Annotated in this window: 23 protein-coding genes and 1 tRNA gene; 19 read left to right on the top strand and 5 right to left on the bottom strand. The window is 73.1% G+C overall.

Annotation, left to right across the window (positions count from 1 at the left end; genetic code table 11):
- The first annotated feature begins 181 nt into the window (after positions 1-181).
- The 12 genes from mfd (at position 182) to BL253_RS01170 (ending at position 16,620) form a co-directional block, all read left to right on the top strand.
- Positions 182-3,868: a transcription-repair coupling factor gene (gene mfd / locus BL253_RS01225; protein WP_076812745.1), complete on the top strand. Its 3,687-nt coding sequence runs from the start codon at positions 182-184 to the stop codon at positions 3,866-3,868.
- 366 nt (positions 3,869-4,234) lie between these two features.
- Positions 4,235-4,960 carry a SurA N-terminal domain-containing protein gene (locus BL253_RS01220; protein WP_076812743.1) on the top strand — a complete coding sequence of 242 codons (726 nt, stop codon included), beginning with the start codon at positions 4,235-4,237 and terminating at the stop codon, positions 4,958-4,960.
- Positions 4,957-6,195 carry a nucleoside triphosphate pyrophosphohydrolase gene (locus BL253_RS01215; RefSeq protein WP_076812619.1) on the top strand — a complete coding sequence of 413 codons (1,239 nt, stop codon included), beginning with the start codon at positions 4,957-4,959 and terminating at the stop codon, positions 6,193-6,195. Before BL253_RS01220 ends, BL253_RS01215 begins: the two co-directional genes overlap by 4 nt.
- Positions 6,196-6,265: 70 nt before the next feature.
- On the top strand, positions 6,266-8,857 hold the full coding sequence (sppA, locus tag BL253_RS01210) for a signal peptide peptidase SppA (RefSeq protein ID WP_076812617.1): 2,592 nt from the start codon (positions 6,266-6,268) through the stop codon (positions 8,855-8,857).
- A 159-nt stretch (positions 8,858-9,016) separates the two neighbouring features.
- Positions 9,017-10,303 carry a phosphopyruvate hydratase gene (gene eno, locus BL253_RS01205; RefSeq protein WP_076812614.1) on the top strand — a complete coding sequence of 429 codons (1,287 nt, stop codon included), beginning with the start codon at positions 9,017-9,019 and terminating at the stop codon, positions 10,301-10,303.
- A 26-nt stretch (positions 10,304-10,329) separates the two neighbouring features.
- The gene (locus BL253_RS01200; protein WP_076812612.1) at positions 10,330-10,710 is read left to right on the top strand and encodes an FtsB family cell division protein; all 381 of its coding nucleotides are present in this window, start codon (positions 10,330-10,332) and stop codon (positions 10,708-10,710) included.
- Between the two features lie 93 nt (positions 10,711-10,803).
- Complete coding sequence (locus BL253_RS01195; RefSeq protein WP_076812610.1) at positions 10,804-11,361, top strand: DUF501 domain-containing protein; 558 nt, start codon at positions 10,804-10,806, stop codon at positions 11,359-11,361.
- Positions 11,358-12,311, top strand: a complete 954-nt coding sequence (locus BL253_RS01190) for a Ppx/GppA phosphatase family protein (protein ID WP_076812608.1) — start codon at positions 11,358-11,360, stop codon at positions 12,309-12,311. The genes BL253_RS01195 and BL253_RS01190 overlap by 4 nt, the downstream gene beginning before the upstream one ends.
- A gap of 154 nt (positions 12,312-12,465) precedes the next feature.
- Positions 12,466-13,290 (top strand): uracil-DNA glycosylase, encoded by an 825-nt coding sequence (locus BL253_RS01185; protein ID WP_076812605.1) that lies wholly within the window; start codon positions 12,466-12,468, stop codon positions 13,288-13,290.
- A gap of 272 nt (positions 13,291-13,562) precedes the next feature.
- Positions 13,563-14,951: an NAD(P)/FAD-dependent oxidoreductase gene (locus BL253_RS01180; protein WP_076812603.1), complete on the top strand. Its 1,389-nt coding sequence runs from the start codon at positions 13,563-13,565 to the stop codon at positions 14,949-14,951.
- Between the two features lie 278 nt (positions 14,952-15,229).
- Positions 15,230-15,304 (top strand) — tRNA-Leu (locus tag BL253_RS01175).
- Between the two features lie 500 nt (positions 15,305-15,804).
- Positions 15,805-16,620, top strand: a complete 816-nt coding sequence (locus tag BL253_RS01170; RefSeq protein WP_076812600.1) for a Bax inhibitor-1/YccA family protein — start codon at positions 15,805-15,807, stop codon at positions 16,618-16,620.
- A gap of 154 nt (positions 16,621-16,774) precedes the next feature.
- On the opposite strand, the gene BL253_RS01165 is transcribed toward BL253_RS01170, so the two are convergent.
- Positions 16,775-17,011 (bottom strand): DUF4287 domain-containing protein, encoded by a 237-nt coding sequence (locus tag BL253_RS01165; protein WP_076812596.1) that lies wholly within the window; start codon positions 17,009-17,011, stop codon positions 16,775-16,777.
- Between the two features lie 108 nt (positions 17,012-17,119).
- Here BL253_RS01165 and BL253_RS44620 point away from each other — a divergent pair, with 108 nt between their 5' ends.
- Positions 17,120-17,521 carry a hypothetical protein gene (locus BL253_RS44620; protein WP_076812593.1) on the top strand — a complete coding sequence of 134 codons (402 nt, stop codon included), beginning with the start codon at positions 17,120-17,122 and terminating at the stop codon, positions 17,519-17,521.
- A gap of 12 nt (positions 17,522-17,533) precedes the next feature.
- On the opposite strand, the gene BL253_RS01155 is transcribed toward BL253_RS44620, so the two are convergent.
- Both BL253_RS01155 and BL253_RS01150 read right to left on the bottom strand, forming a co-directional pair.
- Positions 17,534-18,751, bottom strand: coding sequence for an SGNH/GDSL hydrolase family protein (locus BL253_RS01155; RefSeq protein ID WP_081437886.1), 1,218 nt, complete (start codon positions 18,749-18,751; stop codon positions 17,534-17,536).
- Between the two features lie 234 nt (positions 18,752-18,985).
- A complete protein-coding gene (locus tag BL253_RS01150) occupies positions 18,986-19,207 on the bottom strand; it encodes a hypothetical protein (RefSeq protein WP_076812591.1) in 222 nt (73 codons plus the stop codon).
- Positions 19,208-19,373: 166 nt separating this feature from the next.
- On the opposite strand from BL253_RS01150, the gene BL253_RS01145 reads away from it, so the two are divergent.
- Genes BL253_RS01145 through BL253_RS01135 form a run of 3 tightly spaced genes read left to right on the top strand, consistent with a single transcriptional unit; the run spans position 19,374 to position 20,736 of the window.
- Complete coding sequence (locus BL253_RS01145) at positions 19,374-19,607, top strand: hypothetical protein (protein WP_076812588.1); 234 nt, start codon at positions 19,374-19,376, stop codon at positions 19,605-19,607.
- Entirely contained in the window at positions 19,604-20,383 is a 780-nt protein-coding gene (locus tag BL253_RS01140; protein WP_076812585.1) for a hypothetical protein, read from the top strand. The genes BL253_RS01145 and BL253_RS01140 overlap by 4 nt, the downstream gene beginning before the upstream one ends.
- The gene (locus tag BL253_RS01135) at positions 20,380-20,736 is read left to right on the top strand and encodes a hypothetical protein (protein ID WP_076812583.1); all 357 of its coding nucleotides are present in this window, start codon (positions 20,380-20,382) and stop codon (positions 20,734-20,736) included. The genes BL253_RS01140 and BL253_RS01135 overlap by 4 nt, the downstream gene beginning before the upstream one ends.
- A gap of 766 nt (positions 20,737-21,502) precedes the next feature.
- On the opposite strand, the gene BL253_RS01130 is transcribed toward BL253_RS01135, so the two are convergent.
- Positions 21,503-21,724 carry a helix-turn-helix transcriptional regulator gene (locus BL253_RS01130; protein ID WP_081437885.1) on the bottom strand — a complete coding sequence of 74 codons (222 nt, stop codon included), beginning with the start codon at positions 21,722-21,724 and terminating at the stop codon, positions 21,503-21,505.
- Positions 21,725-21,898: 174 nt separating this feature from the next.
- Here BL253_RS01130 and BL253_RS01125 point away from each other — a divergent pair, with 174 nt between their 5' ends.
- Genes BL253_RS01125 through BL253_RS01115 form a run of 3 tightly spaced genes read left to right on the top strand, consistent with a single transcriptional unit; the run spans position 21,899 to position 22,553 of the window.
- Positions 21,899-22,090, top strand: coding sequence for a hypothetical protein (locus tag BL253_RS01125; RefSeq protein ID WP_076812581.1), 192 nt, complete (start codon positions 21,899-21,901; stop codon positions 22,088-22,090).
- Positions 22,087-22,356 carry a hypothetical protein gene (locus BL253_RS01120; protein ID WP_076812578.1) on the top strand — a complete coding sequence of 90 codons (270 nt, stop codon included), beginning with the start codon at positions 22,087-22,089 and terminating at the stop codon, positions 22,354-22,356. The genes BL253_RS01125 and BL253_RS01120 overlap by 4 nt, the downstream gene beginning before the upstream one ends.
- Positions 22,353-22,553 (top strand): hypothetical protein, encoded by a 201-nt coding sequence (locus BL253_RS01115; protein WP_076812575.1) that lies wholly within the window; start codon positions 22,353-22,355, stop codon positions 22,551-22,553. Before BL253_RS01120 ends, BL253_RS01115 begins: the two co-directional genes overlap by 4 nt.
- 44 nt (positions 22,554-22,597) lie before the next feature.
- Here BL253_RS01115 and BL253_RS01110 read toward each other — a convergent pair whose 3' ends face one another.
- Positions 22,598-24,766, bottom strand: coding sequence for a phage tail tape measure protein (locus BL253_RS01110; RefSeq protein WP_241834411.1), 2,169 nt, complete (start codon positions 24,764-24,766; stop codon positions 22,598-22,600).

Genomic DNA, 24,766 nt, shown 5'->3' with positions numbered 1-24,766 from the left:
GTTTGGCCGTGCGCCCAGAGCTGCCCGAAGTTCCGGTGCCGTAGGCCGGCAGAAGCCACGGCCCGGCTGACGTTGTAGTCCGAGACGGTGTTGTAGTCCAGACCGTGCGCCCGCGCGGGCGCACACCAACATCCAGGATCCGGCGGTCGTGCCGGACATGGAAGAGGCCGGGACGGATCCGATGACCCTCGCGCCGCTGCTCGACGCCCTCACCGCCCGACCGGGCGGTGAGCCGGCGCTGCTGCGTGTCCAGGACGCCCTCGAGACCGCCGGTGGCCCCGGCAGCCCCGGTGGCCCGGTCGTGCCGGTAGACCTCTCGGGGCCGCCAGGGCTGCGCCCGTTCGCGGTCGCGGCACTGGCCCGCGCCGGGCGTCAGGTGCTCGCCGTGACCGCCACCGGGCGGGAGGCGGAGGACCTCGCCGACGCGCTCGGCAGCGTGCTCGGGCCGGACGCCGTCGCCGTCTACCCGAGCTGGGAGACGCTGCCGCACGAACGGCTCTCGCCGCGCGCCGACACCGTCGGGCGGCGCCTGGCGGTGCTGCGCCGGCTCGCGCACCCCGAGACCTGGGCTGGCGACGGGCATGACGCGCCCGGCGGGCGCGCGGCGCCCGCCGGGCCACTCTCGGTCGTCGTCGCGCCGGTGCGCGCCGTGCTGCAGCCGCAGGTCGCCCGCCTCGGGGACCTCGAGCCGGTGCTGCTGCGCCGCGGCGACACCGCCGACCTCGAGGCCGTCGTCGAGCGGCTGGTCCAGATCGCCTACCACCGGGTCGACCTGGTGGAGCGGCGCGGCGAGATCGCGGTGCGCGGCGGCATCCTCGACGTCTTCCCGCCCACCGAGGAGCACCCGCTGCGGGTCGAGTTCTTCGGCGACGAGATCGAGGACGTCCGGCCCTTCTCGGTGGCCGACCAGCGCGCCCTCGACGCCGGGAAGGCCGCCGAGCAGGGCGCGACCGGCGGCGAGTACGCGCTGTTCGCGCCGCCGTGCCGTGAGCTGCTGCTCACCGAGGACGTGCGCGCCCGCGCGGCCCGGCTGGCCGTCGAGCATCCGGATCTCATCGAGATGCTCGACAAGATCGCCTCGGGTATCCCGGTGGAGGGGATGGAAGCGCTCGCGCCGGTCCTCGTCGACAGCCTGGTTCTGCTCCTCGACGAGCTGCCGGCCGGCACCCAGCTGCTGCTGTGCGACCCGGAGCGCATCCGCGCCAGGGCGGCCGAACTCGTCCGGACCAGCCAGGAGTTCCTCGCCGCCTCCTGGAGCTCGGCCGCGCTCGGCTCGGACACCCCCATCGACCTCGGCTCGGCGGCCTACCGCTCGCTCGCCGACGTGCGAGCCCGCGCCGCCGAGCTGGACCTGCCCTGGTGGACCGTCAGCCAGTTCGGCGCGATGAACGCCGGGGAGGAGGCCGACGAGGCCGCCGCGGCCTTCGACCCGCCCGACGAGGCCGTGGCGACGAGCCTGCGCCCGGCGCCCGCCTACCACGGCGACACCGCACGCCTGGTCGCCGACGTCAAGGGCTGGCTGAACGACTCGTGGCGCGTCCTGCTGGTCACCGCCGGCCACGGCCCGGCGCAGCGGCTCGCCGAGCTGCTGCGCGAGGCCGACCTCGGCGCCCGCGTCGTCGAGGACGCCGAGCTCGTGCCGTCCGTCGTCACCGTGACCCAGGGGCAGCTGTCCACGGGCTTCGCCAGTGATCTGCTGCGCCTGGCCGTGCTCACCGAGGCCGACCTCGCCGGCGCCCGCGGCGTCACCACCAAGGACATGCGCCGGCTGCCCAGCCGGCGCCGCAAGGGCATCGACCCGCTGGCGCTGGCCGCCGGCGACCTGGTCGTGCACGAGGCGCACGGCGTCGGCCGGTACGTCGAGATGGTCACCCGCACCGTCGTCGGCGCGAAGCGCGAGTACCTGGTGCTCGAGTACGCCAAGGGCGACCGTCTCTACGTCCCCACCGACCAGCTCGAGCAGGTCACCCGCTACGTGGGCGGCGAGGGCCCGACGCTCGACCGGATCGGCGGGGCCGACTGGGCGAAGCGCAAGAGCCGGGCCCGCAAGGCGGTCAAGGAGATCGCCGGCGAGCTGATCCGGCTCTACAGCGCCCGGATGGCCGCTCCCGGCTACGCGTTCGCCCCCGACAACCCGTGGCAGCGCGAGCTGGAGGACGCCTTCCCGTTCCGGGAGACCCCCGACCAGCTCTCCGCGATCGACGAGGTCAAGCGGGACATGGAGCGCCCGGTCCCGATGGACCGGGTGATCTGCGGCGACGTCGGCTACGGCAAGACCGAGATCGCCGTGCGGGCCGCGTTCAAGGCGGTGCAGGACGGCAAGCAGGTGGCCGTGCTGGTCCCCACGACGCTGCTCGTCCAGCAGCACTACCAGACCTTCTCCGAGCGGTACGCGGCCTTCCCCGTGATCGTGAAGGCGATGAGCCGGTTCAACTCGGCCACCGAGCAGAAGGCCGCGCTCGCCGGCCTGGCCGACGGCTCCGTCGACATCGTCATCGGTACCCACCGGCTGCTGTCGAACGAGACCAGGTTCAAGGACCTGGGCCTCGTGATCGTCGACGAGGAGCAGCGGTTCGGCGTCGAGCACAAGGAGCACCTGAAGAAGATGYGGACGGCGGTGGACGTGCTCACCATGAGCGCCACCCCGATCCCGCGGACGCTCGAGATGTCGATCACGGGCATCCGGGAGCTGTCGACGATCGACACCCCGCCGGAGGAGCGCCACCCGGTGCTCACCTCGGTCGGCGCCTACGACCAGCGCCAGGTGGCCGCCGCGATCCGCCGCGAGCTGCTGCGCGAGGGGCAGGTCTTCTACATCCACAACCGGGTCGAGTCGATCGACCGGGCCGCGGCCCGGCTGCGCGAGCTGGTCCCCGAGGCGCGGATCGCGACCGCGCACGGCCAGCTCAACGAGGACGTGCTCGAGAAGGCGATGGTCGCCTTCTGGGAGAAGAGGTACGACGTCCTGGTGTGCACGACGATCGTCGAGTCGGGCCTGGACATCTCCAACGCCAACACGCTGATCGTCGAGCGGGCCGACGTCTTCGGCCTGTCCCAGCTGCACCAGCTGCGCGGCCGGGTCGGGCGCGGGCGCGAGCGGGCCTACGCCTACTTCCTCTACCCGCAGGACCGGCCGCTGACCGAGACCGCGCACGACCGGCTCGCGACCATCGCGCTGAACACCGACCTCGGCGCGGGCATGGCCGTCGCGATGAAGGACCTGGAGATCCGCGGCGCCGGCAACCTGCTCGGCGGCGAGCAGTCCGGGCACATCGCCGCCATCGGCTTCGACCTGTACGTGCGGATGGTCGGCGAGGCGGTCGCCGACTACAAGGGCCAGGCGCCCGAGGAGCTGTCGGACGTCAAGGTCGAGCTCCCGGTCGACGCGAGCCTGCCGCACGACTACGTCGGCAGCGAGCGGCTGCGCCTGGACGCCTACCGCCGGATCGCCGCCGCGGCGAGCGAGGCGGACCTCGACGAGGTCCGTGCCGAGCTCGTCGACCGCTTCGGCGCGCCGCCGGAGCCGGTGGAGAACCTGCTGGCCGTCGCCTCGCTGCGGGTGCTCGCCCGCGGCTACGGCCTGTCGGAGATCACGCTGGCGGGCAAGCAGATCCGGTTCGGCCCGCTGGAGCTGCGGGAGAGCCAGACGCTGCGGCTGCAGCGGCTGTACAAGGGCGCCGTCGTCAAGGCGGCGACCCGCACGGTGCTGGTCCCGGCCCCGAGCCTGACCGGCCGGATCGGCTCGCCGCCGCTGCGCGACAGGGCGCTGCTCGCGTGGGCCGCCGACCTGCTCGCCGCGATCATCGGTGACTCCGTCGCCACCGCCGCCGGCGTCGCCACCGGTGGAGCGCCAGGCGGCCGGAAGTAGGCGCCCGGCGCGGGAGCTGGCGGCGGGGCGCCGCGCGGGCCCAGCCTCTCGAGTCCCGGCCCGGAGACCGGACGGACGGTGGTGGCCGGACGTTGGGGCGGGATCGGCCGCGTCACATTCCGTGGGACTCCGTTGCCCCCGGAGTGCCGGCGCCCCAGGTTCTTCGGGTGTGAAGGGCCGGTGAATGGCGGGGTGTTGGGCAGGGCCGGCTGCATCGGGCCTGGTGCGGAAGCTAACGTTGCGTCCGTGAAGTCACCACGTCTGTTGGGCCAGAGGGCGCGCGAAAATGATGTTTCCTCGCGCACTCGGCGGTCCTCAACTCAGGCGGCACTGCTGGGTGCCGCGCTCGCGCTGGTGGCGGTGGCGATGACCGCCTGCACGAGCCATGCCGGCGCCGCCGCGCAGGTCGACGACCAGCGGATCGACACGTCCACCGTGAGCGCCATCGCGGACCGTGGCGTGGCCGCCTACAAGGCGTACGCCGCCGCGCATCCCGATGTGGTCGCGCAGCGCGAGTCCCAGCAGGGCCCGGTCACCCATGACCTCGTGCAGCGCCGCGCGCTGAACACCCTCATCCGGCTCAGGCTGGATGAGGCGAAGGCGCACGAGCTGGGGATCACGCTCACTCCGCAGGACTTCGACGCCTACTACCAGGCGCTCGCGGTGACCCAGGCCGGCAGCATCCCGGCCTTCGAGGACGCCGTCGCGGTGCTCGGGTTCTCGCCTCAGGACGTGCGGTCGCAGGTACACGTCGACGCGCTCGAGTCCAAGATCGCGGACAGGATCGCGCCGGACCTGGTCGGCTCGGACGCGGACGCGAAGTCGGCCTACGACGCGCTGCTGGCCCAGTTCGGGGTGAAGTCCCTGCCGCTCAGCTTCGAGCAGCTGCGGTCGTTCCTGGCCCACGACATCGTCAAGGGGACCGCCCGGACGGACAAGGTCACCCCCGAGCTGGTCAAGATCTCCCGCCAGCTGGGGGTCTCGGTGAGCCCCCGGTTCGGGACCTGGAGCGTCGATGACCTGCAGGTGCTGGCACAGTCCGGCTCCATCGCGACCACGCCGACGCCGGTTCCGCAGCTGAGCCTGCAGTGACCGGTCCCGGCCCGGCCCGGGTCACGTTGCTCGCGACCAGCGCCCGGGTCGCGCCGGGCCTGCTCACCGCCGAGGCCTGGGACCTGGTCCGCCGGGCCCCGGTGCTCTGCGCCGACCCGGCGCACCCTCAGCTCGCCGCGTTGCGCGCGGCCGGCGTCGACGTCGAGGCACTCGCCCCGCCGGAGCCGTCCGACCGGGCCGAGGGGGCCGGCTGGGCGCTGGCGCGGCTGCGCGCCGCCGCGGCGGCGGCCGGCACGGACGAGGTGGTGTGGCTGCTCGAGCCGGCCGCCGGCTGGCCCGGTCCCGCGGCCGCGCTCGACGCCGCCCTGCGCGCGGGCGCGGGCGGCGGGCCGGAGGCGGTGCGCGTCGTCGCGGGGACGCACGACGTGCCGGGCGGTGTCCTGCTGGACGCGGTCGCCGTCATGGACCGGCTGCGCTCACCCGGCGGCTGCCCGTGGGACGCCAAGCAGACGCACGCGTCGCTCGCGCCATACCTGCTGGAGGAGGCCTACGAGGCCTACCAGGCGATCGAGGACGCCCAGCCGGCCGAACTGCGCGAGGAGCTCGGCGACGTGCTCATGCAGGTCCTGTTCCACGCGCGGGTCGCGCAGGAGGCGGCCGACGGGGACGTGGACCAGGGCGGCGGCCGGTTCGACGTGGACGAGGTCGCCGCCGGCCTCGTGGACAAGCTCGTGCGACGGCACCCGCACGTGTTCGGCGACGTGACCGTCGCCGGCGCGGACGAGGTGGTCACCAACTGGGACGCCATCAAGACCGCCGAGAAGAGCCGCCGTTCGGTCACCGACGGTGTCCCGCTGACCCAGCCGGCGCTCTCGCTCGCCGCGAAGCTGCAGAGCCGCGCCCGCAAGCTCGGCGTCCCCGCCGACCTTTTCCTGCCCGCCGCGCCGTGGGCCGAGACCGATGCCACGACGGTCGGCGACGTGGCGTCCGAAGGCCTGCCCGTGGCGGACGGTCCCGGCGTGCCCGCCGAGGCGGTCGCGGCGATCGCGGCCGAGCCGGAGCTGGACGAGCGCGGGATCGGCGACCTGCTGTTCGCCGCGGTCACGCTGGCCGAAGCCGCCGGGGTCGACCCGGAGGCCGCCCTGCGCGCTCGTGCCCGTGCCTTCCGTGACGCCCTGGCGCTGGCCGAGGAGTCCGCCCACGCCGACGCCGTGGACCCGGTCGCGCAGGACTCGGCCGACTGGCGCCTTCGGTGGCCGCCGCGCACCTCCTGACCGATTTGGGGTCATGTTGGGAGGGTGATGGGTGGTTACGGCGGCATTGGCGCGGTCGTAGCCTCTGGGTATGGAGACGACGACGCCCCGCCATGCGATCGCCGAGATCCGCGCGCTGGCCGCCCGGCGTAACGCCCCGCTACTCCTGGAGCTGGACCTCACGACCGACCCGATCGAGGGAGTCGTCGACGACCCCTTGGCCGCCTGGCGCGGCCGGCACCGCCAGACGCTGCGCGAGCTCGTGGACGGCCTGCGCCGGGCCGCGCTCGACCCCAGGACCCGGGTGCTCGTCGCGCACGTCGCCACCTGCGGGATGCCGCTCTCGCGGGCGCAGGAGATCCGGGACGCCGTCGCCGAGTTCCGCGCCGCCGGGAAGTTCACGATCGCGTACGCCGACACGTTCGGCGAGTTCGGCGGCGGGACCGTCCCGTACTACCTGGCCTGCGCCTTCGACCAGATCTGGCTCGCCCCGCCCGGTGACCTCGGGCTCACCGGCGTCGCCAGCCACACCCCGTTCCTGCGCGACGCGCTCGACCGCCTCGGTGTGACCACCGAGCTCGGAGCGAGACACGAGTACAAGAACGCGGTCAACACGTTCGTCGAGCGCGGCTTCACCCCCGCCCACCTGGAGGCGACCACACGAGTGGTCGAGTCCTGCGCCGACGAGATCATCTCGGGCATCGTCGCCGGCCGGCGGCTGCCGTCGGACCGGGTGCGCTCGCTGGTCGACGCGGGGCCGCTGTCCGCGCGGGTGGCGCTCGGCGCCGGCCTGATCGACCGGCTCGGCTACCGCGACGAGGTGTACGCCGCGGCCCGCGAGCGCGCCGCGGCCGAGGACCCGACCGCCGAGCCGGTGGGCTCGCCTCCCGAACCGCTCGCCGCGCCGGCGCGGCCAGGCCAGCCGTCGCTCGCCGCCGCCGCACCGCCCGTGCCCGCGCCCGCCACGCCGGCGACCGAAGGGCGGGACGCCGTCGTCGACGAGCCGTCCAGTCGATCCGCCGACGCGGATCCGGACCTCCCCGCGGGGCGGAGCCCCGTCGAGGCCATGCCCGCCGGACCGGCGCGGCCCCGCGCGGCCGAAGGCGCCACGGCACCCGCGGCCACGGATCTCCCCACGGAGGTCGTCTCGACCGCCGCCGTGGATCCGCCCGCCGGTGACGCCGCGGGCGCGGTGACCGCCGGTGGTGCCGGGGCGGGTACGGGGACCCGCGCCGACGCGGGCGGCCACTCCGCCGCCGCCGCGGGTAACGGCGAGGACGCCGCCGCGGGGAAGGCCGCTTCCAACGAGGGAGGTGCTGCCGCCAGGGGAGGCGATGGTGGCGGGGGAGGCGATGGCGGCGGGCAGCTTGCCGGCCGGCCCTCGGCCGACGGGCCGGAGCGCTCGTCGGGGGGGCCCAGCCCCGTCCCGATGTACCTGGGCGCCTATCGCCGGTCGGCCGCGCGGCGGGAGTCCTCGCCGCCGCGCCGGGTGGCCCGTTCCCTCGCCGGTGTCAGCTCCCGGCTCGGCGCTTCGCGGGGCGACGCGCGACCCGCGGCGCCCGCGCCGGCCGTCGCGGGTGCCGGCCTCGACTCCGAGGTCGCGGTCCCGCCGACCCTGGACCCGGGCCGCGCCGCCGTCGCGCTCATCCACGGCACCGGGCCGGTGGTGCTGCGCCGCGGCGGCTCGCCGGTCGGCGGCCCCATGCTCGCCGCCGACGCCGTGTGCGCCGCCTTCCGAGCCGCGGCCAAGGACCCTGACATCGCGGCGGCGGTCTTCCGGGTGGACAGCCCCGGCGGCTCGTACGTCGCCTCCGACCTGGTGCGCCGCGAGGTGGAGCGGTTCCGGGCCACCGGGCGCCCGGTCATCGTGTCGATGGGCGCGGTCGCCGCCTCCGGTGGCTACTTCGTCTCGCTCGCCGCCGACACGATCGTCGCCAGTCCCTCGACGCTCACGGGCTCGATCGGCGTCTACGGCGGCAAGCAGGTGATCAGCGGCCTGCTGGACAAGCTGGGTGTCGCCATCGGTGAGGTCGCCCAGGGCGAGCACGCGCTGATGATGTCGGCGCGCCGCCCGTTCAGCCCCGGCGAGCGGGCCAAGCTGGAGGAGTTCCTCGACCGCGTCTACGACGACTTCGTCGGCAAGGTCGCGACAGCGCGCGCGATGAGCCTGGAACAGGCCCATGAGCTCGCGCGMGGCCGGGTCTGGACCGGCGCCGACGCGCACGGGCGTGGGCTGGTCGACGAGCTCGGGGGCCTGGAGCGGGCGCTGAGGCTGGCCTGGGCCGCCGCGGGCCTGCCCGGCGCGCGCCCGGGGCGGGTGCAACTGGTGCCGAAGCGGTCGCTGGTCGACCGGATCCGCCCGGCTCGTTCCAGCGAGGACCAGGCCGCCGCCGCACAGGTGGCCTTCGGTCCCCGCGGCGCGTACGGCCTAGGCGCCGGTCGGGCCGGCGGCGCGGTCACGGCGGCCCTCGGCGCGCTGGCTGGCCGGCCGGCGGCCGCGGGCGGGGCGGAGGCGAAGGCGACCGCGCTGGCCGGCGCGTGGGAGGCGCTGGCCGGCTGCCTCACGGGCGTCCTCACCGGTGACCATGCCGGTGGCTGGGGCCCGCTCGCCGGGCTCGCCGCCAGCGCCGGCCTGCCGGCGGCCGGGCCGCTCCTGATGCCCCCGATCGGGCCCATCGGCTGACGCGCCCGCCCACCGCCACCCGGCAGATCACCGTGGTGTCATGTGGTGTTCGGCGTGTGGGCGACCCGGTCGGGTGCTCGCGGCGGTAGTCTCACGCGGGCGGTTTCGTCCGGACCTTGTAGCTTGTCCTTCCCTCGACCTCTGACCAATGGAGGATCCGTGCCGTCCATCGAGGATGTAGCCGCCCGCGAGATCCTTGACTCGCGTGGCAATCCCACCGTCGAGGTCGAGGTCCTGCTCGACGACGGCACGGAGGCCCGCGCCGCGGTGCCCAGCGGGGCGAGCACCGGCGCCTTCGAGGCGGTCGAGCTGCGTGACGGCGACGACCGTTACGGAGGCAAGGGCGTGACCAAGGCCGTCGAGGCGGTCATCGACCGGATCGGCCCGGCGTTGATCGACCTCGGCCTGGACGCCACCGACCAGCGGCTGATCGACGCGACCCTGATCGACCTAGACGGCAGCCCCGACAAGTCGGGCCTCGGCGCGAACGCGATCCTCGGTGTGAGCCTCGCGGTCGCCAAGGCGGCCGCCCAGTCGAGCAACCTGCCGCTGTTCCGCTACCTCGGCGGCCCGAGCGCGCACCTGCTCCCGGTGCCGATGCTGAACATCCTCAACGGCGGCGCGCACGCGGACACCAACGTCGACATCCAGGAGTTCATGGTCGCGCCGATCGGCGCGAGCACGTTCGCCGAGGCGCTGCGCTGGGGTGCCGAGGTCTACCACTCGCTCAAGAGCGTCCTGAAGGGGCGGGGCCTGGGCACCGGCGTCGGCGACGAGGGCGGCTTCGCCCCGAGCCTGCCGACCAACCGGGAGGCCCTGGACCTGATCGCCGAGGCGATCCAGAAGGCCGGCTTCACCGTCGGCGACGACATCGCGCTCGCGCTCGACGTCGCCAGCACCGAGTTCTTCCAGAACGGCGCGTACCGGTTCGAGGGCGCCGACAAGTCCGCCGAGCAGCTGACCGACTACTACGCCGAGCTGGTGGCGTCCTACCCGATCGTCTCGATCGAGGACCCGCTGGCCGAGGACGACTGGGAGGGCTGGCAGGCGATCACCAGCCGGCTCGGCGCCAAGGTCCAGCTCGTCGGCGACGACCTGTTCGTCACCAACCCGGAGCGGCTCGCCCGCGGCATCGCGGCCGGCGCGGCGAACGCGCTGCTCGTCAAGGTCAACCAGATCGGGACCCTGACGGAGACGCTCGACGCCGTGGACCTGGCGCACCGCTCCGGCTACCGGACGATGATGTCGCACCGGTCCGGCGAGACCGAGGACACGACGATCGCCGACCTCGCCGTCGCCGTGGGCAGCGGCCAGATCAAGGCCGGCGCCCCGGCGCGCAGCGAGCGGGTCGCCAAGTACAACCAGCTCCTGCGCATCGAGGAGCAGCTCGACGCGGCGGCGCGCTACGCCGGCGCGGGCGCGTTCCCGCGACGCGCGGCCGGCTGAGCCGCGGAACCGGCTGACCAGCCGCCATGCCGCGCCTGCCCCGGCGGACGACGCTCACCACCCGTGCCACTCTGCTCGCCGTAGTGATCTGCGTGCTCGTGCTGACGCTCGCCTACCCGCTGCGCCTCTACCTGCAGCAGCAGGCGGACATCGCCGCGCTCGCCAAGCAGAACGCGGCGGCGCAGGCACGCGTCGACGCGCTGCGCGAGACGGTCTCGAAGTACGACGACGACACCTGGGTCGAGGACGAGGCACGCCGCCGGCTGCACTACGTGAAGCCGGGGGAGAAGACCTACCTGGTGCCCGTCGCGCCGCCGCCGAGCCCGGCGGCGACGGACGGGCGTGGGCGGTCGAGCCCCGACGACGCGTGGTACAGCCAGCTCTGGTCCCAGGCGAACGGACGTTAGGCGAGGGGCGGGGCGCGGACGCCTTCCCTGCGTGAGGACATGGCAGTGGTTGGCCTGGTTGTGGGGCGGTGAGGTGGCTTGGCTGGTGGTCGGATGAGTGCGGACGCCGTGGACGACGTCGGGGACGATGAGGCCGGCGGGCTGGCTCGCGATCTTGACGTCGTCGAGCGGCAGCTGGGGCGGCGGCCGAGAGCGGTGCGGCGGGTCGCGCACCGTTGCTCCTGCGGGCTGCCCGACGTGGTCGAGACGGCGCCCCGGCTGGAGGACGGCACACCGTTCCCGACGCTGTACTACCTGACCTGCCCGCGGGCCACGGCCGCGATCTCCCGGCTGGAGGGGGCGGGGGTGATGCGGGAGATGACGGCCCGCCTCGGCGAGGACCCGAAGCTCGCCGCCGCCTACCGCGCCGCCCACGCGGACTACCTCGCCCGCCGGGACGCGCTGGGCGAGCTCCAGGGCGACCCGGGCGCCGGCGGCATGCCGGACCGGGTCAAGTGCCTGCACGTGCTCGCCGCCCACAGCCTGGCGGCGGGGCCCGGGGTGAACCCGTTCGGCGACGAGGCGCTGTCCGCCGCCGGAGACTGGGGCGCCCGCGGCCCCTGCGTCGAGCCGCCGCCATCGCCCGACGAGCAGAAGGGAGCGGCCGGATGAGCCGCGTCGCCGCCATCGACTGCGGTACCAACTCGATCCGGCTGCTGATCGCCGACATCGAGCCCGGGGAGGGCCCGGGGCGCGCGACCACGGGGCCGCGGCTGCGCGAGCTGACCCGCCGGATGGAGATCGTCCGGCTCGGCGCCGGGGTGGACCGTACCGGCGAGCTCGCCCCCGAGGCGCTGGAGCGCACCTTCGCCGCGCTGCGCGACTACGCCGCCGAGATCGACCGGCTGGGCGCCACCCGGGTGCGGATGGTCGCCACCAGCGCGACCCGGGACGCGCGCAACCGCGCCGAGCTGGTCGACGGGGTGCGGGCGATCCTCGGGACCGACCCCGAGGTGATCAGCGGCGACGAGGAGGCGGCGCTGTCCTACGCCGGCGCCGCCGCGGAGCTTCCGGACGCGCGGACGCCCATCCTGGTCGCCGACATCGGCGGTGGCTCCACCGAGCTGGTGCTCGGAGACGCCGCCGGGGTGCTCGCCGCCCGGTCGGTCAACGTCGGCTGCGTGCGGATGGCCGAGCGCCACTTCCGCTCCGACCCGCCCGACCCGGCCGAGGCCGCGGCGATCGTCGCCGACGTCAACGCCGCCCTCGACCTGGCCGAGCAGGTGGTGCCGATCCGCACGGCGGCGACGCTCGTCGGGGTCGCGGGCACCGTCACCACCATCGCGGCGCTCGCCGCCGACCTGCCCGAGTACGACTCCGAACGGATCCACCTGCTGTCCACGCCGGCCGAGGCGGTGGCGGAGGTGACCGGCAAGCTGCTGGCGATGACGCACCCCGAGCGGGCCGCGCTCGCGGTGATGCACCCCGGCCGGGTCGATGTCATCGCCGCCGGCGCGCTGGTGCTGCGCACGCTCGTGGAGCGGGTGGGACTGCCGGCGGTGGTGGCCAGCGAGCGCGACATCCTCGACGGCATCGCGTTCTCCCTGGGGCGCTCGGCTTAAGGTCGCTAGCGCGGCCATCGCCGCTCTGCCGCCGGGGGCCGGGCGCTGAGCGCCCTCCTGGAGTTGGCGGCATGGCCGGGTCTGGAACCTCAGGTGGTCATGTCGTTCTGTATGTGTGACAGACGGGTGTAGTCAGTGACGGAGCGCTGATCAGGTGAACGCCGAGACTCGGGGACCGGTCCCGCCGGGGACCGGCTGGCCCGGCGACCCGGCGACGGCGGCGACGCCGGTGGCGCGGTCGGCCGAGGACGTGGCCCGGCTGGCGGCGGCGGCACCCCACCTGGCCGAGGTCGACGCGCGCGCGTCGGTCTGCCGGGCCTGCCCGCGGCTGGTCGCGTGGCGCGAGGAGGTCGCGAGGGTTCGCCGCGCCGCGTACGCCACGGAGCCGTACTGGGGCCGGCCGGTGCCCTCGTTCGGGCCGCCGGACGCGCGCGTGCTCCTGGTGGGCCTGGCCCCGGCCGCGCACGGTGGCAACCGCACGGGCCGGATCTTCACCGGTGACCGCAGCGGCGACTGGCTGTTCGCGGCGCTGCACCGGGCGGGCCTGGCGAGCCTGCCGACGTCCACGTCGGCGGGCGACGGCCAGCGCATGGTGGCGACGAGGATCACGGCGGCGGCGCGCTGCGCGCCCCCGGTCAACAAGCCCACGCCCGCCGAGCGGGACGCCTGCCGGCCCTGGCTGGTCCGCGAGCTGGAGCTCACCCGTCCGACGCTGCGCGCCGTCGTGGTACTCGGTGGCTTCGCCTGGCAGGCCCTCTGGCCGGCGCTGAAGGCCGCGTGCTACCCGCTGCCGGCCCGCCGTCCCGCCTTCGGCCACGGCGCCCGCGTCGAGCTGCCAGCCGGGCCCCTGCTGCTCGGCTGCTACCACCCCAGCCAGCAGAACACCTTCACCGGCCGGGTCACGGCCGAGATGCTCGAGGACGTGCTGTCCGCCGCCGCCGGGTACGCCGGCCTGCGTCCGGGGGACACCGCCCGCTGACCCGCCGGGCCCGAGCGGAGCGCCGATAAGCGCGCAAATAGCTCACAAGAGGCCAACCGGCCATCCGAATTGCCCCGGCGTCACGCCACTATGGGGCGCCCGGCCCGCCCGGTCGTGGCCCACATCACCGGTGTCTCCTACGTCATGGTCGGGTAGTCAAATGGCGTATTCGTGGTGCACGTCACGTCTGGACGGCTTCGGCGGGAGCGGTACGCCCGGCGCCCGCCACGCCCGCGGGGCGTACGCGTTGGCGCCGTGGGTACCGCTTTCCCATGGCATTTGGTCGGGCGCCACACATCCTCGTCGTCGGCGGTGGTTACGTCGGGATGTACACAGCCCTGCGGCTGCAGCGCCGGCTACGGCGTGGTGAGGCGCGGGTGACCGTCGTCGAGCCTAACTCCTACATGACCTACCAGCCCTTCCTGCCGGAGGCGGCCGCCGGCAACCTGGAGCCACGTCATGTGGTTGTCCCACTGCGCAAGGTGCTTCCCGGATGCGAGGTGGTCAGTGGGCGGGTCACCAGCGTCGCGCACACGCATCGCGTCGCCACGGTCCGTACTGTCGGTGGTGACGAGTACGAACTCGGCTACGACATCCTTGTGATGGCACCCGGCTCGGTCGCCCGCACACTGCCGATTCCCGGGCTCGCGGATCTCGGCGTCGGATTCAAGTCGGTCGCCGAGGCCATTTACCTGCGAAACAAGGTGATTAACCGGCTCGACGCCGCGGCGTCGATGCGTGACCCCGTCGAGCGTGCCCGCGCGCTTACTTTTGTCTTCGTCGGCGGCGGATATGCGGGAATTGAGGCGCTCGCCGAGCTCGAGGACATGTCACGTCATGCGTGCGCCTATTATCGGAATATCGTCCCGGCCGATCTGCGGTGGGTGCTCGTCGAGGCGACCGACCGTATTCTCCCCGAGGTCTCGCCGGCGATGGGCCTTTACACCGTCAAACAGCTCGAGCACTGCGGGATCGAGGTCCGGCTGAGCCGGTGCGTCACGAGCCTCGTGAACGGTCGCGTCGAACTCGACGATGGCACCGCGTTCGACTCCGACACGATCGTGTGGACGGCCGGGGTGCGCGCCAACCCCGTGCTCGGCCACACCGACCTGCCACTCGACGAACGAGGCCGCCTGCGGGCCAACCCCTTCCTCCAGGTCGAGGGGGTCGTGGACGCCTGGACGGCCGGCGACTGCGCGGCCGTGCCCGACCTGACCGGGCCTCCGGGGGCCACCACCAGCCCGTCGGCCCAGCATGCCGTCCGGCAGGCCCGCAGGCTCGCCGAGAATCTGGTGGCCCACCTGCGCCGCGAGCCGATCGAGCCCTACGAGCACAGGTACGCCGGCAGCGTGGCCTCCCTTGGCCTGCACCGCGGCGTGGCCGACGTCTATGGCGTCAAGCTGCGCGGGTGGCCAGCCTGGTTCATGCACCGGACCTACCACCTCAGCCGCCTGCCGACCTTCAACCGCAAGGCCCGGGTGATGGCCGACTGGACTCTGTCTCTCTTCTTCAAGCGGGAGATCGTCTCGCTCGGCTCGTTCGCTGACCCTCGGGCCGAGTTCCGCCGCGCCGTCGCCGCGCCACCCCCTTCCGCCCCCACCGCCGCTCCGGCCAGGACCGGTGCGGCCGCCGGCGGAGGAGGGCCGGTCGGCCCGGTATGACAACGCGGCGGAAGTCGTGGCGGGCGAGGCGTCGTCGGGGACGGGCACTGTCCCAGAACGGACATATCGGCCTATCGGAAGTCGGCCGAAGGCATGACCRCCGTGTGATGACCACGCGACTTCCTATGACGGTCCGCACCGATCTGTCCGCGCGTTGTTCACCCGAACGTCACGAAGGGTGACGACTGTCCCATCCGTCCGCCGTCCGGGTGATTTCTCCACGTTGTGTTATTCCCAGAACCTACGTAGCGTGGTAGAAATATCAGCGATGTAGACGAGCCGGTGTATCCCAACAGGTAGAGGAGGCTGTCCTAAAAACAGCTCGAGTGTCGGTTCGACTCCGACCACCGGCACGAGCCAGGCGTTCCATGCTCGCCGCCTTTGGGCGGCTTCGCCTTGGGCCGCGATATTGCCCCGGGGCCGAGCACCGGACCCCGCGCCAAGGGGCTTCGCCCCCTTGGATCCCCCTTCGGGCTTGCCGCCTTCGGCGGCTTCGCCCTCTTGGGCTCCGCTTCTGCGATGTCCTTGCTGGGGTTTCTTGTATTGCTTGACTGTGGGGCTCTTTGTGCGTTCGGCGCGCGTTGTCGTGGCCGTTCTGTAGCTCTGGGTGCCCCAGCGCCTCGCTCCCGCGTCGCGGGGGCATGAGCGTGCCCGGCCCGCGCGGAGGGTCCGATGCATTGGCTCCGCGTGTCCAGCGAGGGTGCCCTCGGTGGCTGGCGCGGTCGGGGAACCGGTGGATGCGGGATGACGTTTATCGTTCGCGGTGAGTGTTGGTTGGCGTGTGGGGCACGCCCCGGCACGCGGGGTGGCAGGGCGCCGCTCGGTGGTCAGCACGAAGGGGCGGCAAGCCTACATGGCGATACTTCGATCAAGTAACCCCGTCTTCACCCGGATGCGCTCGGCACCGGCCAGGCGGGATGAGATCACCTGGCCGCCGGACTCGCGGAGCGGGCTGCCCGGGGCGCCCGGGACACCAACGCCGGAGGACCTGGCGCGCGTCTACCGCCAGCCGAGCGGGCTCACCGTCGACGACGTCATCATGCACACCCTCGGGCTGTTCGGGATCGCGGGCGTCGGYGGGGCCGCCGGCTGGCTGCTCGTCCCAGGCTCGCCCGGACTGGTCATGGCCGCCGGCATCGCCGGGTTCGTCCTGAGCCTGGTGATCGGGTTCAGCGGCCGGGCGACGCCGCCGCTGGTGATCGCGTTCGCGGTGCTGGCCGGCATCGGCGCCGGCGGTCTGTCCCGGCAGTACGAGTCGGCCTACTCGGGGATCATCCCGCAGGCGCTGCTCGGAACGGGCGTGATCTTCACGGCCATGCTGCTCGCCTACCGCAGCCGGCGTATCCGGGCCACGCCGCGGATGGCGCGAGTCGTCGGCGCGGTGCTGTCCGCCGTCATCGTGCTGAGCCTGATCGACCTCGTGCTGCGGCTGACGAGCAGTAGCYAGCTGCCGGTGATGAACGACGCCACCCCGCTGGGGATCCTGTTCAGCCTGGTGGTCCTGGTGTTCGCCAGCCTGCAGTTCATCCTCGACTTCGACTACATCGAACGGGCGGTCGCGGCCAGGGCGCCGCGCGCGGAGGCCTGGCGGGCCGCGTACGGCCTGCTCATCGGCTTCCTCTGGGTCTACCTGGAGATGCTCCGCCTTCTCTCAAAGCTTCGTCGTTGAGACACCGTTGAGACGGAGCCGCGGCCGGGAGGCCAAGCGGGCGCGCTCGCGCTCGCCCTGGACCGGGCGGATCGCCGGTCTGTAGCGGCTCCGGCGGGTACGCGGCGACACGGTCGGGGCGCTGGGCGCCCCGACCGGTCCGGTGCCGGTGGAGTCAGACTCTGATGGCGCGGCGGCGCATGTCGGACTCGTGGACGAGTGCGGCGGCGTAGCAGTGCGGAAGGTTGTACTCGTCGCGCAGCCAGTTGACACGCTCCTGCAGCCGCAGCAGACCTGGGCCATCCTCGATGCGCGCGAGCCAATGAGCTAGATCGTGGCCGGTGATCTTTGGAAGGCGCTGGATGAGACTCTGGTGGGTCTGCGGTGTCTGGACGGAGCGAAACTGAGACATGCGCGCCTCCTGAGCTGAACCCGTAGTCAACGGACCATGAAGGGAGGGTGCATCAAGGCGAACCGTAGAGCAAGACCCGGCGTCGTCCTCGTCAGGTAAGGTGCCCGGATGTCGGAATCGGTCCAGGGTCTGGCCCGCGATCTGACCCGTGAGGTCACCTGGTTGCTCGACCGCCTCCGGAGCTGGAGTCCCGCGTCCTGGGGCGTGCGTGCCGCCGCCGGTGGTACGCGGGCCGAGCGGGCCGCCGCGTTCTCCCGTGAGCTTGCCCGCCTGGGCCGGGCGGCCGGCTCCGCGGCCCCCGACGGCGCGCAGCCACCGCCGCTCGCCCCCCATGGCCTGGCCGACCAGGTGACCGTCCTCGCGGAGGACCTGCTCCGCCTGCTCGGCCGGACCGACCTTGACCCGGCCCGACGCTCTCAGCTCGTCGCCGAGGCCTACCAGGTCGTGACCGCCGCCCGCGCCGACCTCGACGGCGCCGGATTCGGCTTCGCCGCCGCTCGCGGCCGCTGACAGGGCGGTTCGCTACCCGCCGCCGCCGGGTACTGGTGTGGTCAGGTGATAGTCGGTGGTGAGCGCCGCGAGGATCGGGGAGGCGACGATCCGGGAGYCATCCAGCGTGTAGTGGACACCGTCGCGGGTCCTGGCGAGCACGGTGTGGCCAGCCGAATCATGTAGGTAGTCGCTGTAGTGGCCCCGGTCGGTCAGTTCGGGCACCAGATCCAGGAACGTGGCGCCGGGGACCTGGCGGGCGGCGTCCGCCACAGCGGCGTTGAGCTGACGGAAGTAGCCGTCGAGGCGGTCGGAGCGCGCCGGGGGCAGGCTGACCCAGTACACCCGGCGCCTGCCCTCATCCGTCCAGATCCGGAGCACGACGAGGGCGCGGCGCCGGTACTCGTCAGCCCACCCCGGCGACCCGGCCGGCAGGATCGTGCCATCGGGCAGGGTGATGCCCTGGCCGTCGTTGGCGCCGAGGGCGACGACGACGGCCTCCGGGTCACGGTCCGCGATCTGTGCGCGGGCATGGCTTGCCCAGTCGAAGAAGTCGGGACGGACGAGGCCGGTGCCAAACCGGGTGTCGGTCTGCGCTCGCACGGTGGCCGGCGCGGAGTTGGTGATCGTCGGGCCCAGCGACTCGGTCAGCGAGTCGCCGGTGACGAGGACGCGCAGCGGGTTGGCGGTCGTCGGGACCCGAACCGGAGCAGGCGCGACGGGTGCGGGGGTGGCCTGTCCGCCGCCGGTCGCCCGCGGCTCGGTCATCGTGGCCCCGGGCCTCTCCCGGCCCGCGGCGGTGACCAGCTCGGTGGGGGTGGCCGGGGTGCCGTGTCCAAACAGTGCCGAAAGCCGCGTGCTCGGCCAGTCAAGGCCGAGCGGGCGGGTGGCGGCCGCGAGCGGACGGGCGAGGGCCAGAACGACCTCTCGAGTCGTGCCCGGCGGCATTCCCTCGCCGGCGTGGACCGCGGCCGGCGCGCGCAGCAGCGCCACGGTGGCCAGCGACAGCGTGACCAGCGCGAACGCGCGCCGAGCGGACACGACCCGCGGCGACGAGCCCGCCGCCGCCACCGCCGCCAACTCCGATGGAGGGGCGGACGATCCCGGCGGTGCTGGTACCGGGGGACGCCCCGAAGGGCCGTGCTCGCGCGCGTCCGCCGTGYCGACGTACCCGGCCGGCGTCTCGTCCACCTGGGTGCCCACGGCCCACGAGCCTGCCACGTCGCTACGTATCGTCTCCATCAGCGACACGAACCGTTTCCTTCGCCGATTCGTCGTCCCCGTCGGTCTGCCGGGTCTGACTCGATGTGACGCCCGCGACCGCCGGGTCAGAAGCGGAAGTAGCGATCCCGGTAGATACCGGTCAACGCCGATCGTCACCCATGGTCATACGTGCTGGTCAGGGCATGTGTCGATCTATACCGTTCGACATCGTTCGTCGCCCCTAGCCGGCGCATGTGTGTCCACGCCGTGTCCATGGACAGATCATTTATCGCCGGGTCGGATCCCGCGGACGACGACGCGCACCGTCGGTTCCGACACGTCGGCCGCCTCGGCTATCTCGGCGACCGTGTGCTGTCCCGCGCGCCGGACGTCGCGGATGCCCTCGTCCCGGTTGCGCCGGGCGGTGTCGAGCGTCTGCTCCGCATCTCGCACGCCCTCCGCCAGCTCGCGGAGGTCATCGAGATCGCGAGCCTTCTTTCTCATGCCGGTGATCGTAGCCCGATACCGCGCTATCGCTGTATCGCGTTGTTCCAGAGTTGGCTAGACAGATATCGCGATATCGGCCTATCGTTCGACCCTGTAAGCAGGCCCGCCCGGGGCTGGCACCCCGGAACGGGCCCTAGGAACGAGACCCCTGGAGTCCCGAACCATGACCGAGATGATCCCAGAGCCGGCCGTCGAGCCGGTCGAGACCACGGCCGAGGCCGCGGCAACGCACACGTTCAACCTGCCCGCTGGCGCGACGGTGGACGACCTGCGCAAGGCGCTGCGGCGGATGAACGCAGGCGACCGCCTGGTCAACGTCAAGCTCACGAACGCCTTCGGGTCGGTGTGGATCACCGGCCTGGAGAGCTTCGAGATCACTGCCGAGGTGTCGGCGTGAGCGCCGCGGAGCAGGGCCCGTACGACGACGACCTGGTCTGCCGGACCTGCCGGAAGGACTGCGCGGACTGCTCGTGCCACGCACGGCCGGTCGGCGGGTCCGCGCCGTACCTGATGGCCGCTGAGCTGGAGTGGGCGCGGGCGCACTTCGCCGAGGAGCTGGGCGTCGAGACGTCCGGCCAGGTGCGCTACTGGTACGCGCAGGCCTGGCTGGCCGGCGCGATCGATGCCGCTGGCGACGCTCCGGACGACGTGCAGCGCGAGAGCGTCCGCCGCGGCGACGCCCTGGTCGCCGTCGCCCGCGAGTCGGCGCCCGCGGTCGCCGTGGCCCCGCTCACGGACGCCGAGCTGGCGGYGGCACGCCAGCGGATGGCGGTTGTGGGCGACGGGCGGATCAGCCGGGCCATGCACGCCATCGGCGCCGCCGGCTTCGTGCTGGAGCGGGTGCTGGCCGGCGCGCCGGGCCCGGCCACCCCGCTGAGGCAGGGGTCGATCCGCTCGGTCCTGGCGCTCGTCGCCGTCCTGCACGAGCGGCCGACGCACGTCGAGACGCTGGCCGCGCGGATCGCCGAGGCCGAGGGGGAAGCCGCCTGGCTGGCTGACCGCGACGAGGAGCGGGCACACCGGCACCGGACCCACGCCGCGGCGATGCGCGCCGAGCTGGCCGGCCTCGAGGCCAGGGCGGCGGAGAAGGCGCGCCTCGAGGGCGCCGCCGTCCCGGCGGCCGCGCAGCTCGAGCACGGCCTCGGGGCGGCCGCGCAGGACGACGCCCGATGACGGGCAACCCGGCGGCCGTCCTGTCCGGGGACAGCGTCGAGCGTCGGCTGTCGGTTCTCGGCGACTTCGCCCGCGTCGCCGTGATGGTCGGCAGCACGATCGACTTCGAGACGCTCAGCGACGAGTCGGTGAAGCTGCTCGCCGTCCTGGCCGAGATGAACTTCGAGATCGCCATGGGTCTGCTCGCCCGGGACTCGGCTGCCGACTGCGAGCGTGAGAACGTGGTCGGCCCGACGGCCGGCGGGTCGCCGGAGGGCCTCTCGCCGCTGGCGTGCGAGCGGCTCGCGCTCGCGTGCGAGTCCCTGTACCGGCTGTCCCTGACGACGAGACCCACGTCCGAGCTCGCCGAGTAGGACCCCTGCCCACCGGCCCGTCCCGCATGTCGGGGCGGGCCGGTGGCGTTTCGGGGTGCAGGGAGGCGCCAGGGAGGCGGGGAGTTCTCCCTCGGCGCCTCCCTACTCCGCCTCCCTGGGCTGACCTGCGCAGACGGCCGCCAGGGAGGCGCGCGGCGCCGATGCGCCAACGTCCCCGCGGGCCGCCGAGCCGGGGTTCGCGACCGGCCGCGGCCTCCCTCCCCGGTCCCGATGGAGACCCGATCGATCGGGTCTTGGATCGGGTGTCGATCGGGTTAGGTGTGTCTGCGGCACAGGCGACATCGGGTCATCGGGTCCGTGGGGACGCCCCGGTCAGACCAGCTGGCGAAGGGTCCGCCCCCGCCGCGGGCGGAGGGGAAGTTAGCTCCGGCGGCACCCTGCCGGCACCTGCCGCAGCGCTGCCGGCAGCTGCCGGACCTAACTCGCGACCACGACCTAACTCGCTAACTCCGCCCAGCTAGCGGCCCTGCCGTGGCTGCCGGCAGCCGGGTTACGGATCTAACTCGCCCCGCACGGACCTAACTGCCGCTAGGCGCTAGATCGCAGGCCAGGCCGGACGTGGGCCGCTAGCGGCGGTGCTAGGCCTAGCAGGGCGACCGCTAGGTGCGACGGGTCTTGTCGACATGGCGGGCAGGTACGCCCCGGGCCCGTAGAGGCCCGTTTCGGGGGGTGGTGCCGCGGACCCGTCAACCCGTCAACGCGCTGGCCAGCGGCCCACGGTGCCCGTCACGCCCCGTCATGCCCGTCAGCCGCGCCAGTCGGGGCGGTGCTGGTCGAGCCAGGCTTCGACGTCGCTGCGAAGCCAGAGGCGTATCTGCCCGTCGGCCGACACGAACCAGGGCGCCGGGAAGTCGCGGTCCCTGGTGATCGTCCAGGCGCGGGACTTCGCGACGCCGAGCGCGGCGCGGATCTCGCCGAAGGTGACGATCTCGTCGGCGTACGCCGCTGGCCCACGGTTCCCACCCACGGGCCAGACACTCAGGTGCGGATGGTGGGTCTGACCGACCAGTCTTCCCAGCCGTCCACCGAACCGCTAGCGTGACCGAGTGTTCGCGCGCCGTCCGTGATGCGCRCAGAGACGAGAAAGGCCCGCCCGGTGCGCTAACACCGAACGGGCCACGACGCCGTCGGAGGGCGCCGTATGGACCCATCATCCCTGCCCGACGAGCCGCTCGTCGAGGCTGCCGAGGTACCCGTCGAGGCCAGCACCGACGAGGCCGTGCCGGAGTGGGACTTCCGCTCGGACGTCCTGATGGACGACACGTGGGACCCTGAGGGCGTCCGGGCCGCGCGGATCGCCCTCGGCTGGGCGCCGAAGCCGGGCATGTCGTGAGCGCGACCGTGAAGGCGGCCGGRCACTCCGGCATCGCGCGCCGGCTGCAGCGCGCCGCGGGCGATGTCGGGCGCGCCGACGAGCCGGCAGTGCGTATCCGGGTGGTCGGCTCGCCCGCGGACGTCGCGGACACGATTGCGGCATTGCGCCTCGTGCTGGACGTGCAGCACGTCTCTCAGCCGTTCCCCGTGCGCGGCACGGATGGACTCGTCCGCGTGTATCTCCATCTCGATTCAGCCCCGGCGCCCGGTGAGTGCGTCGGATGACCGCGCGCCTCGTGGTCGTCGGGACGGCGGAGGACTGCGCCGACGTGATCGAGATCCTGAGCCTGTGCTCCGACGTCCGGAAGGTCGAGATCGGGGCCGAGCAGAACGGCTGGGTGTGCGTGACCGCCGACGTGCAGCCGGACCGGTGCGGGCGCCTGGGCCTGGACGACGACGAGGCGCCCGTACCGACTCCCTGAGCCCCGCACCCGCCCGGCGGAGGCACGGCCCCGGGCGGGTGCGGTCAGACCGTGATGTTCGAGGCGCCGCCGTTGCTCAGGCTGTACTGGCGCATCCCCCGCTGGATCGCGGGCAGGGCCTGCTGCACGAACCGCTCCACGCCCGCGCGGTCGGCGTAGATCGGCCCGGTGAACGTGACGTTGATCGGCGGCATCGAGGCCCCGTCGCCACCCACGGCGCGCACGGCCATCGGGGCGGCCTGCACTGAGCTCCCGACGCCGGCCGAGATCGACGGTGCGGCGGCGGACACGAAGTGYTGGACCTCGAGCCACCGGTCCTGCATGCCGCCGAGCAGACCGCCGATGATCGCGTCACCGGCGGGGACGAGCAGCTGCGCGTCGACCTGGACCGGGCCCTTGTGGCTGGAGATCCAGCCGCCCAGGCCGGATACCCAGCCGGTCAGGCTGCTCCATACGTGCCTCATGCCGTCCCACAGACCCTGGATGATCTTCTTTCCGGCGTCGTAGAGCAGGGCCGCGGGGTTCGGCAGGTAGCCGAGGATCTTGCCCGGCAGGCCGGTCAGGAAGCCCACGCCGGCCGTCCATCCGCCCGAGACGCCCGACCACAGGCCGGACAGGACGTCCTTGCCGGCGCCGAGCAGCCACGACGCGGCGCCCAGGAAGTAGCCGAGGATCTTGAGCGGCAGGCCGACGTAGAAGAACTCGACGATCTTGAAATAGAACTGGATCCCGGTCCACAGACCTTCAATGATCTTGGAGCCGACGTCGTAGAGCAGCGAGCCGGCCATCGAGAACACGCTGAGGATCCAGCCCGGCAGGTTGGTGAAGAACGTACCGATCTTGCCGAACACCATCTCGGCGCCGCGCAGGAACCACATCACCGCGTCGGCGCTGGCATGGAACGCGGTGATCATCGCCTCGCGGAAGCCGTCGACCTTGAACCACAGGATGACGAGGATCGCGATCACGGCCGCGATCCCGATGACGAGCAGCCCGATCGGGTTGGCGCTCATCGCCGTGTTCATCGCCCACTGGGCAGCCGTCCCGATCTTCGTGGCGACTAGCCTCGCCTGCTCGACGACCGTGAGCAGTGCCGTCGCCGTCTTCACGGCCACGATCACGGCCGCGACGGCGCCCAGAGCGACCGCGAGCGGCTTGACGACGTCCGTGTGCTGCGTTGCCCAGCCCACGACGACGCCACCGATCTGCGTCAGCTTCTGCTGGATCTCGCGCTTCGCGGTCTCCAGACGGGCCGCGGGCGAGGCGGACATCGCCGTCATCGCCGCATCCGCCGCGCCGCCCACCTGGCCGAGGGCGTCCACCGCCGACGACGGATCCAGGGCGAACAGCGCGGCGCCTAGGTCCTCGGCCTGGGTACCGAACAGGGCGGTGGCCGCTGCGGACTGCGCCACCGGGTCCTTCATCGCCCGCAGCTTGTCGAGCGTCAGGTCCAGGGCAGCTGACGCCGTCGGGCCGCCGGCGGCGATGTCGGCCGCCATCTTCTTCGCGTCGAGGCCGATCGCCTGGAACCCGGAGGCCGTGGTGGTGGACCCGTCGATCGCCCGGATGCTGAATTCCTTGATCGCGTCGGCGACGAGGTCGCCGTCGCGCGCGCCGGCCTGCAGGCCCTGGGACAGCAAGCCGGTGGCGGTCTGGGCGTCGAGGCCGAACTTGGACCACTGAACCGAGTACTCGTTGAGCGTGTCGAGGAAGTCGCCGCTCTTGTCCGCGCCCGACTGGAACCCGCGGGTGATGACGTCGAACGCCTCGTCGGCGTTGTCGACGAGGCCCGTCTTCATGAGCTGGCCGACGCTCGCCGTCACCCCGCCGACGTCCTGCTCGAAGATGTCACCGATCGCGGTCGCCTTCTCGGCGGTGTCCTTGACCCAGCCGGCGTTCCCCTCGCCGATGTTCTGGTACACGCCCTTGATCGCGGCGTTCACGGTCTCGGCGCTGTCGCCCCAGTTGTCGGCGTAGATGTCGGCCGAGATCTTCCCGACCTGCGCAGCCTCGGCGGTACCGAGACCGAGCTGAGCCGCGAGCTTCGCGTTCGCGGTGCCGAGGTTCAGCGATTCGGCGATGCCATAGCCGAGGGCGCCGCCGACGGACGCGGCAATACCGGCGAAAGCGGCGTCGAAGGTCTTGCGCGCCTTGCTCAGGCCGTCGCCGGTGTGGTCCGTGGAGACCAGGTCGAAGATCAGCGATGCGTCCAT

Source organism: Pseudofrankia asymbiotica (assembly GCF_001983105.1).
GTDB classification, from domain to species: domain Bacteria; phylum Actinomycetota; class Actinomycetes; order Frankiales; family Frankiaceae; genus Pseudofrankia; species Pseudofrankia asymbiotica.
The sequence above is the reverse complement of the archived record's forward strand: the minus strand, read 5'-3'. Positions and strand labels throughout refer to the sequence as shown.

Excerpts from the sequence above, each read along its gene's own strand:
- BL253_RS01135 (WP_076812583.1), top strand. The coding sequence starts at position 20,380 with ATGACGGGCAACCCGGCGGCCGTCCTGTCCGGGGACAGCGTCGAGCGT.
- BL253_RS01195 (WP_076812610.1), top strand. The coding sequence starts at position 10,804 with ATGAGTGCGGACGCCGTGGACGACGTCGGGGACGATGAGGCCGGCGGG.
- BL253_RS01190 (WP_076812608.1), top strand. The coding sequence starts at position 11,358 with ATGAGCCGCGTCGCCGCCATCGACTGCGGTACCAACTCGATCCGGCTG.
- BL253_RS01115 (WP_076812575.1), top strand. The coding sequence starts at position 22,353 with ATGACCGCGCGCCTCGTGGTCGTCGGGACGGCGGAGGACTGCGCCGAC.
- BL253_RS01125 (WP_076812581.1), top strand. The coding sequence starts at position 21,899 with ATGGACCCATCATCCCTGCCCGACGAGCCGCTCGTCGAGGCTGCCGAG.
- BL253_RS01220 (WP_076812743.1), top strand. The coding sequence starts at position 4,235 with ATGACCGCCTGCACGAGCCATGCCGGCGCCGCCGCGCAGGTCGACGAC.
- BL253_RS01200 (WP_076812612.1), top strand. The coding sequence starts at position 10,330 with ATGCCGCGCCTGCCCCGGCGGACGACGCTCACCACCCGTGCCACTCTG.
- BL253_RS01145 (WP_076812588.1), top strand. The coding sequence starts at position 19,374 with ATGACCGAGATGATCCCAGAGCCGGCCGTCGAGCCGGTCGAGACCACG.
- BL253_RS01180 (WP_076812603.1), top strand. The coding sequence starts at position 13,563 with ATGGCATTTGGTCGGGCGCCACACATCCTCGTCGTCGGCGGTGGTTAC.
- BL253_RS44620 (WP_076812593.1), top strand. The coding sequence starts at position 17,120 with ATGTCGGAATCGGTCCAGGGTCTGGCCCGCGATCTGACCCGTGAGGTC.
- BL253_RS01150 (WP_076812591.1), bottom strand. The coding sequence starts at position 19,207 with ATGAGAAAGAAGGCTCGCGATCTCGATGACCTCCGCGAGCTGGCGGAG.
- BL253_RS01165 (WP_076812596.1), bottom strand. The coding sequence starts at position 17,011 with ATGTCTCAGTTTCGCTCCGTCCAGACACCGCAGACCCACCAGAGTCTC.